This window comes from Aquimarina sp. AD10 (assembly GCF_003443715.1).
GTDB lineage: Bacteria > Bacteroidota > Bacteroidia > Flavobacteriales > Flavobacteriaceae > Aquimarina > Aquimarina aggregata.
Genome location: NZ_CP031965.1, coordinates 2,154,868 through 2,168,446, shown reverse-complemented (window position 1 = coordinate 2,168,446; position 13,579 = coordinate 2,154,868). Strand labels below are relative to the sequence as shown.

General features: G+C 32.0%; 12 protein-coding genes and 3 tRNA genes. 5 read left to right on the top strand and 10 right to left on the bottom strand.

Going from position 1 to position 13,579, the window contains the following annotated elements; genetic code table 11:
- Nucleotides 1-48: 48 nt before the first annotated feature.
- On the bottom strand, nucleotides 49-945 hold the full coding sequence (locus tag D1816_RS09120) for an AraC family transcriptional regulator (RefSeq protein WP_118502379.1): 897 nt from the start codon (nucleotides 943-945) through the stop codon (nucleotides 49-51).
- 131 nt (nucleotides 946-1,076) lie between these two features.
- On the opposite strand from D1816_RS09120, the gene D1816_RS09115 reads away from it, so the two are divergent.
- Nucleotides 1,077-3,626 (top strand): sugar-binding domain-containing protein, encoded by a 2,550-nt coding sequence (locus tag D1816_RS09115; RefSeq protein WP_118502377.1) that lies wholly within the window; start codon nucleotides 1,077-1,079, stop codon nucleotides 3,624-3,626.
- A 13-nt stretch (nucleotides 3,627-3,639) separates the two neighbouring features.
- Here D1816_RS09115 and D1816_RS09110 read toward each other — a convergent pair whose 3' ends face one another.
- From D1816_RS09110 to D1816_RS09100, 3 genes are all read right to left on the bottom strand, one after another.
- On the bottom strand, nucleotides 3,640-5,019 hold the full coding sequence (locus tag D1816_RS09110) for an SGNH/GDSL hydrolase family protein (protein ID WP_118502375.1): 1,380 nt from the start codon (nucleotides 5,017-5,019) through the stop codon (nucleotides 3,640-3,642).
- Nucleotides 5,020-5,104: 85 nt separating this feature from the next.
- The gene (locus tag D1816_RS09105) at nucleotides 5,105-5,911 is read right to left on the bottom strand and encodes an alpha/beta hydrolase family protein (RefSeq protein ID WP_118502373.1); all 807 of its coding nucleotides are present in this window, start codon (nucleotides 5,909-5,911) and stop codon (nucleotides 5,105-5,107) included.
- A 9-nt stretch (nucleotides 5,912-5,920) separates the two neighbouring features.
- Nucleotides 5,921-7,042 carry a Zn-dependent alcohol dehydrogenase gene (locus D1816_RS09100; protein WP_118506239.1) on the bottom strand — a complete coding sequence of 374 codons (1,122 nt, stop codon included), beginning with the start codon at nucleotides 7,040-7,042 and terminating at the stop codon, nucleotides 5,921-5,923.
- A gap of 208 nt (nucleotides 7,043-7,250) precedes the next feature.
- On the opposite strand from D1816_RS09100, the gene D1816_RS09095 reads away from it, so the two are divergent.
- Together D1816_RS09095 and D1816_RS09090 are read left to right on the top strand one after the other, a co-directional pair.
- Nucleotides 7,251-7,670, top strand: coding sequence for a hypothetical protein (locus D1816_RS09095; protein WP_066319503.1), 420 nt, complete (start codon nucleotides 7,251-7,253; stop codon nucleotides 7,668-7,670).
- Nucleotides 7,671-7,865: 195 nt separating this feature from the next.
- A complete protein-coding gene (locus D1816_RS09090) occupies nucleotides 7,866-9,080 on the top strand; it encodes a carboxypeptidase-like regulatory domain-containing protein (protein WP_158597757.1) in 1,215 nt (404 codons plus the stop codon).
- A 204-nt stretch (nucleotides 9,081-9,284) separates the two neighbouring features.
- On the opposite strand, the gene D1816_RS09080 is transcribed toward D1816_RS09090, so the two are convergent.
- The 3 genes from D1816_RS09080 to D1816_RS09070 all read right to left on the bottom strand — a co-directional run bounded on the left by D1816_RS09080 (nucleotide 9,285) and on the right by D1816_RS09070 (nucleotide 9,662).
- Nucleotides 9,285-9,368, bottom strand: a tRNA-Leu gene (locus D1816_RS09080).
- Between the two features lie 69 nt (nucleotides 9,369-9,437).
- Nucleotides 9,438-9,510 (bottom strand) — tRNA-Lys (locus D1816_RS09075).
- A 79-nt stretch (nucleotides 9,511-9,589) separates the two neighbouring features.
- Nucleotides 9,590-9,662 (bottom strand) — tRNA-Lys (locus D1816_RS09070).
- A gap of 132 nt (nucleotides 9,663-9,794) precedes the next feature.
- Here D1816_RS09070 and D1816_RS09065 point away from each other — a divergent pair.
- Nucleotides 9,795-10,316 (top strand): shikimate kinase, encoded by a 522-nt coding sequence (locus tag D1816_RS09065; protein WP_066319507.1) that lies wholly within the window; start codon nucleotides 9,795-9,797, stop codon nucleotides 10,314-10,316.
- Here the strand turns inward: D1816_RS09065 and D1816_RS09060 are convergent.
- Nucleotides 10,308-10,808 carry a phosphoribosyltransferase family protein gene (locus D1816_RS09060; RefSeq protein WP_118502364.1) on the bottom strand — a complete coding sequence of 167 codons (501 nt, stop codon included), beginning with the start codon at nucleotides 10,806-10,808 and terminating at the stop codon, nucleotides 10,308-10,310. The genes D1816_RS09065 and D1816_RS09060 overlap by 9 nt on opposite strands.
- Nucleotides 10,809-10,955: 147 nt before the next feature.
- Nucleotides 10,956-11,345 carry an RNA-binding S4 domain-containing protein gene (locus D1816_RS09055; protein WP_066319511.1) on the bottom strand — a complete coding sequence of 130 codons (390 nt, stop codon included), beginning with the start codon at nucleotides 11,343-11,345 and terminating at the stop codon, nucleotides 10,956-10,958.
- Nucleotides 11,346-11,431: 86 nt separating this feature from the next.
- Here D1816_RS09055 and D1816_RS09050 point away from each other — a divergent pair, with 86 nt between their 5' ends.
- Nucleotides 11,432-12,619: an FKBP-type peptidyl-prolyl cis-trans isomerase gene (locus D1816_RS09050; protein WP_066319513.1), complete on the top strand. Its 1,188-nt coding sequence runs from the start codon at nucleotides 11,432-11,434 to the stop codon at nucleotides 12,617-12,619.
- A 58-nt stretch (nucleotides 12,620-12,677) separates the two neighbouring features.
- On the opposite strand, the gene D1816_RS09045 is transcribed toward D1816_RS09050, so the two are convergent.
- Nucleotides 12,678-13,286, bottom strand: a complete 609-nt coding sequence (locus tag D1816_RS09045; RefSeq protein WP_066319516.1) for a porin family protein — start codon at nucleotides 13,284-13,286, stop codon at nucleotides 12,678-12,680.
- Between the last annotated feature and the right edge of the window lie 293 nt (nucleotides 13,287-13,579).

Here is a 13,579-nt window from a genome sequence, read left to right as displayed (position 1 = left end):
ACTCATTTTTTGCTCTTTGCCTCTTAAATGGATAGTACTTTTAGAGCTTTATCCATTTTTATGTATCGACTTTCTATATGAGAAAGGAGGCACCCCTACAACTTTCTTAAATTGTTTGTTAAAATAAGGCACAGAGTTATAACCACATTCAAACCCTATTTCCTTAATGGGTAAATCAGTATTGGTTAGTAGCTTTTTAGAAAAGTCAATACGTATTTTGTTAAGATAATTAGTAAAAGTATATCCTGTCTCTTTTTTGAAGTATCTGCAAAAAGAAGAAATGGTCATATTTATCATTTCAGCACATAGATCTACAGAAATTTCTTTTTTATAATTTTCCATAATATACTCATGTACTTTTAAAATTCGATTGGATTTAAAAAAGAAACTCTCCTTAAGATATCCTTCAGATGCTAAAGTTTCATATCCAGATAAATTAATTAGATCTAGTATTTTTAACAATTTTAGTAATTGATCAAGAGGCCCAAGTCTAGGGATTTCTTTTAATAATAGGATGATCGTTTCTTTATGTTTTCCTACGATTTTTAATCCGCGCTCAGAGGCTAATAAGACCCTTCTAACACCTTTTAATTCTGGGATATCAACGAATTGAGATCCAAAAATATCCTTTTTGAATTGTACATAAATAGATTCACAATGATCAGTAGAGTCTTGTTGTAAGTAATGATCATCAGGAATCCATGCATGCGGTAAAAATCCACCTAATAATACAAGATCACCTGTGTTAAAATCCTCACCATGATCACCTACTAATCGCTTTCCATTACCATTTGTTATCAGTAATAATTCAAACTCCGGATGGTAATGCCAAGCTCCACTAAAATAACGTTGACGATAAACCCCCGTATGAAAAGAAGAATGTAGTGGTTTCTCGATCTTTTCTAGAGATACAGCTATTTTATTATTTGTAATTACTTGTTTCAAAGAAAATAGAGTAAAAGTTATTGCTAATATAGTGTAAATTATAGCTATTATAATACTATAGTTTTGTTTTTATGAGGTGTGTTTAAAGTAGAAATAGATAAGTTGCTTACATCTAAAATAAAAATTAAATTATGAGATTATTCCTTTTACTAATAAGTATATTATCAATTTCTTCGTCTTGCAAAACAGATAATAACGATATTTCTAGAAGCATTGAGGATTTTAATTATGACTGGAAATTTAATTTAGGTGATACCCCAAATGCTTTTGATTCTGTATTTAATGATGATCAATGGAAAATGATTAATGTTCCTCATGATTGGAGTATTGAAGAAGGATATCAAGAAACTGGAGATGTAGCAAGTAGTAGTGGCTTTGTACCTGGAGGTATTGGATGGTATAGAAAATCATTTATACTTACAGAAGCTGATAAGAATAAGCAAATCAGTATTCAATTTGATGGAGTATACAATAATTCTACAGTTTGGATCAATGGAAAATTATTAGGAACCAGACCAAATGGGTACGTTACTTTTGTATATGATCTTACAAATCATTTAAAATATGATGGCACACCAAATGTTCTTGCTGTTAAAGTGGATCATACTGCGTATGTAGATTCACGATGGTATACAGGCTCAGGGATTTATCGCAATGTAAAACTGATTAAAACAGAACCTTTACATATTGCCCAATGGGGATTACAGATTACTACACCAAAAGTGAATTCCAACTCAGCAGAAATTCAAATAAAAACCGCATTAATAAATAATAACCCAAAAGAAGAACAACAGATTGTGGTGAAATACAATATTTTGGATTCAAACCATAATGTTATAATTTCTAAGAGTACACAAAGTGATGATTTAAATGCTAATGTAAATATTACTATCGACACTCCTAAATTATGGTCTTTAGAGAATCCAAACTTATATCATTTAGAAGCTCTTGTTTTTGAAAATGGACAACAAGTCGATAATGTAACTCAAAGATTTGGTATTCGTACGTTTAATTTTGATGCAAATACAGGTTTTTCTTTAAATGGAAAACGAATGAAAATAAAAGGTGTCAACTTACATCATGATGCTGGGGCAGTAGGAGCAGCTGTACCCAAGGCAATTTGGGAATATCGAATGAAGAAACTAAAATCTATAGGAACTAATGCAATACGTTTTGCGCACAACCCTCACTCACCAGAATTGCTCGAAGTTTGTGATGAAATAGGACTTCTAGTAATGAATGAGGCTTTTGACGAATGGAGTGCGCCTAAAGCGAAAAGTAAAGTGTATTTAGGAGATAATGCTGCTTCAAAAGAGGCATCCAAAGCTTACCCCGAAGTTTTTGATGAATGGGCAGAGCGCGATTTAAAAGATTTAATTCGAAGAGATTTTAATCATCCATCAGTATTTATGTGGAGTATTGGTAATGAAATAGAGTGGACCTATCCTCATTATTCAAAAACATTTAATGAAGTAAACCCTAATTCAAGTGCTGCAGGATACGAATATGTTCCGGTATATGATGCAGATAAGATCAAACCAATTTTTGAAAATAATATAGAAACTGTTGATCCTTTGACTACCATTGCCAAAAAACTAGTAAAATGGGTAAAAGAAGAGGATACCTCAAGACCAACTGTATGTGGTAGTGTACTTCCTTCAATTGGAATGGTTAGTGGTTATGGTACTACTGTTGATGTTTATGGATTTAATTATCGTCAGGCTGATTATGATATTGCTCATAAAACATATCCTGATTTAAAAATTTTAGGTTCAGAAAACTGGGGTGCCTATTCTGAGTGGAAGACGGCAAATGATCGTGATTTTGTAGCGGGAATATTTACTTGGACAGGATTTGCATATTTAGGCGAAGCTGGACCATGGCCGCGCAAAGGTTTAAATATTTCTTTCTTTGATTTTGCTGGATTTAAAACACCAAGAGGACATTTTTTTGAAACATTATGGAAAAAAGACCCTAAAGTATATATGGTTACTACTCCTGTTTCAGAATCAGAGTATTCTTATTCTGAAAAAGAAGGATGGAAATTTAATATGCAATTTACACCTCCGCCAGTATGGGATAAACTACGCCTTTGGGAGTGGTATAAAGTATATCCTAAGTGGCAATATGAGGATAAAGAATCAATTATTGTGCAAGCATATACAAATTGTGAAGAAGCAGAGTTATTCTTAAATGAGAAATCATTAGGGAAACAAAAATTAACAACAGTAGTAGAAAATGATCATATCCTTAAATGGTTAGTGCCTTATACAGATGGAGAATTGAAAATTGTTGGGTATAATAATGGAGTAAAAGCAGATGAGTATGTCTTAAAATCTCAAGGTACAGTATCTGAAATCAAAATAACAACTAATAAAACCACTATTAAAAATGATGGATATGATGTTGCAGTAATTACGGCAACATTATTTGATGCCAATGGAGCTGTTGTTACAGATGCAGATATAAAAATTGAATTTGAAGTAGAAGGAGCAGCTAGAAATATTGGGGTTGATAATGGTTGGGAGAGAAACATTCAATCTCATAAATCAAATGAGATAGTAACACATCAAGGTAAAGCTATATTATTCGTGCAATCTACAAAAGATACTGGAGCAATTAAGATTTCTACAAAAAGTAAAACAGTTACTTCAAATACCCTAGACTTAGAGGCTAAATAAGTAGGTAGGTGATTTAAATTTTGATTAGTTTGTATGTATGAGTAACAGGTTTATTTGCAGTATAAATTTCTGTTCGAATATGATCTAAAGCCTTAATGATAGAATCTTTTTTAGGTAAAACTTCAAAATATTCTTTGGCTTTTTTCTTCTCATAAAAATACCAACTTTTCCCTTTAGATTTTTCGTTTTTAGCCTCTAGAAATGCTTTTTTAGCTTCAAGAGTATTTGGCCCATCAAACTCTTTTAAACTCCGAAACTCTGTAGCAGCAATGGTTCTTAGTTTATCATTAGTACTCCTGTATTCAAAACACAAATCGGATACTTTAGTTGCTTGTTTGTATTGTGGAGTAAGACTGTTTCGTGATAAGTTTATCCCTTCTTTTAATGCCGAATTAGAATATGAACCTACTTTAATATCATCAATTAATAGAGTGTATTTACCTTCTTCCAAATTTTTAATAGATAGTATTTCTCTAGCAATATTTCCTGATTCTGGAATTAGTTTTTCTGTAGTTCTTAGGCTTTCTTTAACCGGAAATGGTAATGCATTTTGTAATACTTGAAATTTTTTAATTCCACTTTTTATATCAACCGTACAATTTTTAGCACTATTCACTTTCATGGTTTTTGCATCAATTTCTATAGTAGAAGTAAATGCTACAGGAATTATAGTCTTAATTATTTCATAAGCCATTACCAAATGGCCATTATCGCCAGGGTGTATTCTATCTAATCCAACAATAGTTGCTGTTTTATCGTTAGTTTGAATTTTTTTGTTTACCGCTAGCATAGCGGTATTGAAATCGATAACTGGTGCATTGTATTTTTTAGCGATTTCTTGTACGGCATTTCCAAAGTCGATTAACCCATCATTAATGCCAAAGTTGTTTTTTTTTTCTAATACTACAGTTTGATCATATATTGAAGGTGTTGTGAAAATAAGTTTCACTCCCTTTTCAATGAGGAGAGCACTCAATTTCTCCATATTTTTGGTATAGTTTTTTAAAACCTCTTCACGTTTTTTTAATGTTTCCTGATCTACTTTTTTGGTACCAGGGTATAACCAACGGCCTACATCGTTCATACCTAACATGATTAAAGCATGTGTAGGGTTATGGATCAAAATGTCTTTTTCAATTCTATCTATGGTCCCGGGCGTATTGTCACCTGCAATACCACAGTTATAGTAGCTCACTTTTTCATTAGGAAATTGGGTAGCATTAAAAACTTGTAAAAAAGCATGAAAGGATCCTCCATGTGTTATACTATCTCCTATTAAAGCTACGACATCACCATTTTTAAACAAAGGTAGTTCCTGAGCGTTTAATGGGCGGGCCAATATTGCTATGATAAACAATAATAGTGCAGACTTTATTTTATTTTGTATGATCATAAAATTAAAAATAAAGGATTTTAATACCGAGAAAAAAGTATTTACAAATAATCTACGTAAACAGTTTTGTTTTTTTCGTTAGATTCTATTTCTTTAGAATCAATTGATTGAAAAATAGCATAGTATCTTTGATGTGCTTTTCCCAATATTCCCATTCGTGACCACCGGGATATTCTTCGTAAATGTGCGGAATGGCTAATTCATTTAATTGGGTATGTAATTTTCGGTTACCAGCCAATAATGGATCAGATAATCCGCAATCAAATCGAAATTTTGGAATTTGATTTTTATACTTTACGATAGTGTCAAAAACAGATTCGTTTTCAGTTTGGTCTTGTTTTAGTAGTGTAAGATCTTCTTCAATAAAAGATTTCATTTCTTCAAGTTGTGTAATCGATGAAAGCCCAGAGACTCCTGAAAACATAGATCCATACTTTATACCAAGTCGCAAAGCACCAAAACCACCCATTGATAAACCAGCAATAAATAACTGCGATTGCTTACTGGTTTGAGGGATTAGTTCTAGTGTAGCATTAAAGACATCTTCAATGATCCATTTTTCAAAATTTGATTCTTGATGAGGTAAATAACCGCTCCCGTCCCCCCATAACCCGTCTGATGGCATAATAACCACCATAGGAGAGAGTATATTCTGTTCTATCCAAGAGTTCATTTTTAAGTGAATCCCTGTTTTTTGAGACCAAATCCAATGACTGCCATATACACCGTGCAATAATATGGTAATAGGTAAATCTTTATGGTCGACTCCAGGAGGTACAAAAACACTAATGTCACCTCTATGGCTAAGATTTTTACTTTTAACGGTGATGTGTCTTAAGTTATTAGCCTCAAAACGTGGATCTGAAATTTCTACAGTTTTAAATTTTGACATAAATAGAGATTATTCGAAAACGATTACTCCTTTTGCATTTTTACCAGCTAACATATCTTCAAAAGCTAGATCAAGATCTTCAAATTTATATATTTTGGTTACCATTTCATCAAGTAATAGTTCTCCTTTTTTATATAAATTTAATAAGATAGGAAAATCTATTTGAGGTCTGCATTTGCCATACAATGGATTTATGTAAATTTTATCCCATTCAAATAAGCTCATATCGATAGTAACTTCTTCTTCTATACCACTTACTTGTACTGCTGTACCTGCATTGCGAATCATAGCTAGAGGTGCTGCTCCTAAAGCGGGAATAGCGGTGCATTCGAAAGCATAATCTGCTCCGCCATTGCCTGTTAGTTTTTGAACTAATTTGGTGACCTCTTGTAAATTTTTGTCAGTCTTATTAGCTAGAATAGTATGAGTAGCTCCAAATTGTTTTGCCATTTCTAATCTATTTGGATTAACGTCTACAGCAATTATCATTGCTGCCCCAGAAATCCTTGCGCCTTGGATAACGTTAAGTCCAACTCCACCATTACCAATTACGACTACAGATGATCCTGGCGTAACATGAGCTGTGTTTACAGCAGATCCATATCCAGTCATTACACCACAACCAATAATCGCAGCAGAGCTAAACGGAATGGCTGTTTCATATTTTACTACCGCTTGCTCTTTAACGACCGTATGGGTAGATAGTGTTCCTATGTTGAAAGATCGTTCAATTCCTTTTCCTTGATATAAAGTCCTTTCTAATGCGGCATGTCCGGCAGAAACTTCGCCATCAGGTAATTTATCGCCAGCTACTACAGGTGAATTGTTTTCGCAAATATGCTGGTTCATTTCTTGACATTGAAAGCACTTGCCGCAAGGAATTGCCCAGTTTAATATCACATTATCTCCTGGTTTTACTGTAGTTACTGCATTTCCTACAGCTTGAACAATACCAGCCCCTTCATGACCAAGGATTACTTTTCTTCCCCAATGTAAAGAATCATGATCTGTATGACATAATCCTGCTGCTTGTATTTTTACTAGTACTTCATCATTTTCAGGCGTCTTTACTTCAATTTCTTCTATTGAAAAATTTCCGTCACCCTTTGATATTGCTGCTTTTCCTAACATTTTTGTTGGTTTAATATTTTGCAATATAGAATTTAACAAAGCTTAGATGTTTATCTATATTGATATCAAGTTACACTATATTAACATTGATTTAAGTATATTGATCTTTCATGTGAAAGATTTGTATTTTTTGTATATTTAATAACTAGAGTTAATCATTTGAATGCTTAGTAACTTTAAATCATTCATAATTTTTAAAATAAAGAGTATGAGAAAAATAATTATTTTTTGTTTAAGTTTTGTGTTTTTAACGTCTTGTAAATCTGGAAACGAAAAGACAGACGGAGATGCGGTTGTCTCTTCTGATTTAAGAGTCATACGAGGTAAAATAGTTGATTCTAAAAGGAAAAGTCTTGGATATGTAGCAATAAAATTATACTTAGATGAGAATGATTGTATGAATGCATATAGCGATAATGAAGGCTTGTTTGAATTTAAATTGGATGAACTAAGAGTGAAGGATCAAAGTCATTTTGAGATCGTTTATCAAGGATATGCAACGAAACTGTTATCCGTTAGAAACTTTGAAAATGACAAATCCATTATCTTGAGTAAAAAAGGTGATGTTGTTTCTGTAACGGATTATCGAGTCTTTTATGAATCAATCAAAAGCTGTTCAAGAAAATAATCGTTAGTTGTGATTATTTTAAGAATTGTTTTTAATCGATAAATTACGTAGTACTTATTCTATTAGATACGAGAATAGGCCATTGCCTATGCATTATTGTTTTTTATTATAAATTTCTTACTATTGCGTAGGTCTTTTAAAAATAATAATAAAAGTATACGATAGCGATCGATTATTCTCGTTATTTTAATGAATATGCACAAACTATCTTTATTTTTTAGTATTGTTTTCTTTTTATTAGGCTGTTTGACAAACTTTGCTCAGAGTGATATTACAACTTTATCTGGACAGGTTTTAGATCAAAAAACGTTAGAACCAATTCCTTTTGCTTCGGTGTATATTAAATCCCAATCTATAGGTACGGTTACTAATGAAGAAGGTTACTTTACTTTTTATATACCGTCAAAAAGAAAAATGGATATAATTATCATATCGGTAATAGGGTATGTATCGGTTTCTAAAAAAGCGAATACTTTTAAAGAGAACCAACAAATATTTCTCTCGACTAGAACTACTAATTTAGAAACAGTAATCATCACATCTACTAAAGATAAAAAACTTACTGCAAAAGAAATCGTTAAAAAAGCTTATCAGGAGATTAAAAATAATTACCCCACAAAACCATATATTTTAGAGGGTTATGTGAGAGATCTTCAAAAAGAAGATGATAAGTATGTCGAGTATTTAGAATGCGCTGCTAAATTGTTTTATCAGGGATATGCGATTAAAAAAGAACCTCTTGTTGAGTTAGTAGAAGTTAGAACAAAGTACTTAACTGAAAAGAATCCTTGGAATAAAAATTCAGAACGAAAAAACTCAATTATTGATTTGGTAGAGGATGACTTTATTAGATTTGATTACGGCCCCATTAAAGGAAAAAATGGCTGGAAATATGAATTAGACGGTGTTTTACCGTATAATGAAAGATTGGTTTATAAAATAAAAGGAGTTGATAAACCTTTTCAAAGTGCGACATTATTTATAGATACAGAGACTTTTGCATTTGTAAGAATGGAGCTTACAAGACAAGCTATCAATAATAGATCTTGGGCGAGGAAATTTACAAATGGTGCTTTACAAGTGCATTATAATGTAGTGTTTGAATATCAAGAGTACAAGGGGAAAATGTACCTAAAGTATCAAAAAGAAGAAGATACATGGAAAATTTTTGAAGGATTAGAATCAAAAAAACTACTCTTTGTACAATATCCTAAAAAAGAGCTCTTTATAAATAATATAATAATTGATGATGTTCATAACTATCCATTCTTAAAAAATATGAATATTAGTGAAAGTATAGAAAATCAAGCAAAAGAATACAATTTGGATTTTTGGTCTACTTATAATATTCCACAACAAACGGCAGCAGAAAGTAAAATAATCCTGGAACTCAAGAAAAGAGTAGATTAGTGCTATAGCATTTGATAGTAATTTTTCTTTCTTGATTTTTCAAAAAACATTAGATGAGTGTTTGCTTGGTGGAGCAAATGGTGCATTTGACGGGAATGTGATTCTACAAGTTGAAAAACCAAGTAAAGATAAATATTTTAATTTATCATTAGTCTTACTTTTTATTTGCTTGGTTTTTAGTTTTGATTCTTTAATGTATAAAAGTGCCCAGGATGGGAGTCGAACCCACACGCCCTAATGGACACATGGCCCTCAACCATGCCTGTCTACCAATTCCAGCACCTGGGCAATAAAAAGGTGCTTTAAGATACTCTAAAACTAAAAAAGTACCGTAAAAATATACGATACTTTTTTTAGTGACCGGGCTGGGGCTCGAACCCAGGACCCTCTCCTTAAAAGGGAGATGCTCTACCAACTGAGCTACCAGGTCATTGATAATTTTTTCTTATCAAAATATTTTTAAAGAACATAATTTATAATAGCAATACCTTGTTATTATCTATGTTTTGTGACCGGGCTGGGGCTCGAACCCAGGACCCTCTCCTTAAAAGGGAGATGCTCTACCAACTGAGCTACCAGGTCTTGCATTTTTTTCCTTCAATGCGGGTGCAAATATACTATCATTAATTTATTTTTCAAGAAGAATTTGATATAAATTTGCATTTTGTTTAAAATGATATTTCTTTTGGGCAATATCTACTTAATTTTTACAGTATGAATATAGTTTTAATGGGGTATATGGGTAGCGGAAAATCCTTGATAGGTAATAAGTTAGCTGATAAGATGAAATTAGAGTATCTGGATTTGGATGATTATATAGAAAATCAAGAAAAAAATACAATTTCAAAAATATTTGAAGAAAAAGGAGAGATTTATTTCAGAAAACAAGAATCTCGATACTTAAAAGAGGTATTAGAAAAGCAAAATAACAGCGTTATTTCGCTTGGTGGAGGTACACCATGTTTTGCAGGTAATCTTGAAATAATTAAAGAATCAGAAAAAGCTAAGAGTATATATTTAAAAACTTCTTTAGACCAATTAACTAAAAGGTTGTTTGCAGAACGTGATAAAAGACCATTAATATCTCATCTCTCTACTGTTGATCTTCTTAATGATTTTATTCGAAAACATTTATTTGAACGTTCATTTTATTATAATCAGGCAGATCACAATATTATCACAGATGATAGGGAGCCTGATCAGATTAGTGAAGAGATAATTACGCTATTATTTTAAAATAGCAGAGTCTTTACTGCCAAATGATACCTCTACATGTTCATGTAATGAAGTAGATAAAGAGATGCCTTTAAAATCAGCTTTGATAGGATATTTTTTGTGATTTCGATTCACTAGTACTGCAGTTTTAAATCTTGTTAGAGGCACTTCTAAAAAATGTTTAACTCCGTAAACAAGTGCTGTACCAGAGTTTAAAACATCATCGGCAAGTACAATAGATTTATTTGTGTAGATATTATCACTGATAGAAGTTTGTACCGTATTGTGTGGTGATTTTTTATCCATTGTTACTTCGCATAAAATAACCTTAATATCAGAAATGTTTTCTAGAATTTCTTTTAATCGTTTAGCAAAAATGTATCCGTTTTCTGCAATGCCGGCAATTACAATTTCTTCTTCATTAATATTCGTCTCATAAATCTGATAAGCAATACGCTTTATTTTATGTTGTATTTGCTCATGGGTTAGTATAATATTAGTATCCGTATGCATGCTTAGAATTGTTGATTGCGATTATAAAATATACGCAGAGATTTTAATTAATGATAGCAATTATCAAATATATAAAAGAGTTGGTAATCTATGAATATGTTGATACTATTAAAATAATTTAGCAACATTTAATAACTACAAACAGTTTTATTCTTCACTGTCATCATTATTGCCATCGGTGTACCAATCATCTATATCTCTTCGATCTTTTTTAGTAGGTCTTCCTGTACCTTTTTTTCGATAATAATCCTTAGAATATTTTAAAAGATCTAATTTTTGCAACGATTCCTTTGGTGTGATGTCTTTACGATATAAATCAACAAGTTTTGCTCCGATTCTATTATCGGGCGTATCAAGAACAGAGAGTTCATAGTTTATTTGGTTTTTACGAACAGTAATTTTATCCATTGGATAAACTTCTCGAGACGGTTTTATAAGGTCTCCGTTAACACGAACTTTCCCTTCTTTACAGGCTTTTGTAGCAATGCTTCTGGTTTTGAAGTAACGAATACACCATAAATATTTATCAACACGCATAAAAAAATATTAATAGACAAAAATTATAAACAGATGAAACAAAAGTACGAGAAAATCGTATCTTGCACCTTTAAAAAAGTAATTAGATGAATGTAAGAAAATATAGTTGCGCCATTGTATTAGCTTTGGTAGCTTTATATGCATGTAATAACGACGATGACGATGCTCCTTCTATCGAGCCACCAAGAGATCGTGCAGAACAGCAAGTTAATGAAGCTGTATTGTTAGAAAATTATTTAGATACTCATTTCTATGAGTTCGTAGATAATCCCATTAATCCAGATTTTCAAATTGTAAATTTAGATACTATTGCGGGAGTGAATAGTGATCGTACACCGATAAGCCAATCAGAGTTTTTATCTACTAAAGTGATTACAAGAGATGGTGTAGATTATACTTTACATATATTAAGTTTTAGAAAAGGAGCTCCAGGAATGCGAAGTCCTACTTTTGCAGACTCGACTAGAGTCACGTATAGAGGAGAACAATTGTATGATAATTTAGATCAAGATGGTGATGGTATTCCTGATACGGCAGATGTAGATGCCGATGGTGATGGTAACCCTGATACATTAAACGATGAGGTTAGAACAGATGCTGATGATGATGGAATCGCAGATGATAGTGATGTAGATAATCCTGAATTAGCAGGAGAACCTGATTCTGATAACGATGGTATAATCGATGAAAAAGATTCAGTAGATAATAATGATGTTAACAGAAAAGTTTTTGATGATAGAGTTTCGCCTTTTTGGTTTGATCAGTCTGCAGCTATCGAAGGTTGGAGAGAGACTTTAGTCGATTTTACAGGAGCTTCTGGGTTTACTATTAACACTGATGGTACTGTTGATTATAATGATGACTTTGGAAATGTAACTGTCTTTATGCCTTCTGGATTGGCATATTTTAATAACCCTCCAATTGGTTCAGGAATAGGAAGATATAAGTCACTTGTTTTTAATATTCAATTATATGCCGTTAATGAAGCTGACCACGATGCCGATGGGATTCCTTCTTATCTTGAAGATTTAGATAACGATAGACTTGTTGCGGATTCAGATGATAATTCTGATAGTGATACGGGTGAGTTAATACCAGATTATCTTGATAACGATGATGATAACGATGGTACACTTACCAGAGATGAAATCACGGTTAACGATGCAAATAACGATGGATTTATTAGCTTGGATGAGATAACTTTTTATGATGATGATGGAGATGGTATTAAAAACCATCTGGATAGAGATGATAGAGATCCAAAAAACGAATAAAAACAAAAAACTCCGATAATTAATTATCGGAGTTTTTTGTTTTAAGAAAACTATTGTCTTATAAATCTAAAGCTAATCCTAATATAATTTGATTAGGTCTAGAGTCTACTCGAATCCCTTCGTTTATCGATTCTGCACGATTTTTACTTAAGCCACGCTCGTAACGAATATCTGCGTTAAGACGCCCTAATTGAATTCCTGCTCCAAACTGAAGCCCTACAGTAAACTCATTTTTCACATCTCCTAGTCTTACGTCTTCAAGGTCATTTTCTACGATATATTGAAGTGCAGGCCCTCCAAAAACATGTATAGGACCTAAAACCGTAATTCCAACAAGAATTGGCAAATCTAATTTTTTGATATTATAATCTAAGTTTGCTCCAGAAACATCATCATATGTACTATTATTAACTGTGTATTGTAATTCGGGTTTTATATAGATGTTGTCTGTTAATTTTCCTCTTAAAAATACTCCTAAGTGGTATCCAACTCGATCATCGGCTCTTTCTGATAAAATATTGTTACCTGGACCTGTTAAATCAGAGATTTCAATTTTACCATTGTCTCCATAATTAAGTCCAGCCTTAACCCCAAAAGCTAGTCGCTTATCCTGTCCTAATATTGTGCAAGAAGCTAATAACATAAATAAAACAAATACATTTTTCATTTTGAAATAATTTTTGATTAATAAATACTAATTAAATGATTTGGTGAAGGCTAGTGTATTGTAAAACGATTATAGCCTGTTTTTATTCTGCTTGAAATATCAAAAAGCCTGCCAAAATATTTTTTTATATAAATATGCTAGTAGTGTTTTAATTGCAGTTGTGAAACAAAATTTAAATGTAAATATTAGGTTTGAGGTATTAGCTTATTAAAATTTGAAAGTTATGTGTAATGATTTATTGTGAATTAACATGTGTTTATTGGTAGTTATTGAGTTAATTAATTGATTATAAT

Excerpts from the sequence above, each read along its gene's own strand:
- D1816_RS09105 (WP_118502373.1), bottom strand. The coding sequence starts at position 5,911 with ATGTCAAAATTTAAAACTGTAGAAATTTCAGATCCACGTTTTGAGGCT.
- D1816_RS09055 (WP_066319511.1), bottom strand. The coding sequence starts at position 11,345 with ATGCGTGTTGATAAATATTTATGGTGTATTCGTTACTTCAAAACCAGA.
- D1816_RS09090 (WP_158597757.1), top strand. The coding sequence starts at position 7,866 with ATGCACAAACTATCTTTATTTTTTAGTATTGTTTTCTTTTTATTAGGC.
- D1816_RS09045 (WP_066319516.1), bottom strand. The coding sequence starts at position 13,286 with ATGAAAAATGTATTTGTTTTATTTATGTTATTAGCTTCTTGCACAATA.
- D1816_RS09050 (WP_066319513.1), top strand. The coding sequence starts at position 11,432 with ATGAATGTAAGAAAATATAGTTGCGCCATTGTATTAGCTTTGGTAGCT.
- D1816_RS09095 (WP_066319503.1), top strand. The coding sequence starts at position 7,251 with ATGAGAAAAATAATTATTTTTTGTTTAAGTTTTGTGTTTTTAACGTCT.
- D1816_RS09100 (WP_118506239.1), bottom strand. The coding sequence starts at position 7,042 with ATGTTAGGAAAAGCAGCAATATCAAAGGGTGACGGAAATTTTTCAATA.
- D1816_RS09115 (WP_118502377.1), top strand. The coding sequence starts at position 1,077 with ATGAGATTATTCCTTTTACTAATAAGTATATTATCAATTTCTTCGTCT.
- D1816_RS09110 (WP_118502375.1), bottom strand. The coding sequence starts at position 5,019 with ATGATCATACAAAATAAAATAAAGTCTGCACTATTATTGTTTATCATA.
- D1816_RS09060 (WP_118502364.1), bottom strand. The coding sequence starts at position 10,808 with ATGCATACGGATACTAATATTATACTAACCCATGAGCAAATACAACAT.
- D1816_RS09065 (WP_066319507.1), top strand. The coding sequence starts at position 9,795 with ATGAATATAGTTTTAATGGGGTATATGGGTAGCGGAAAATCCTTGATA.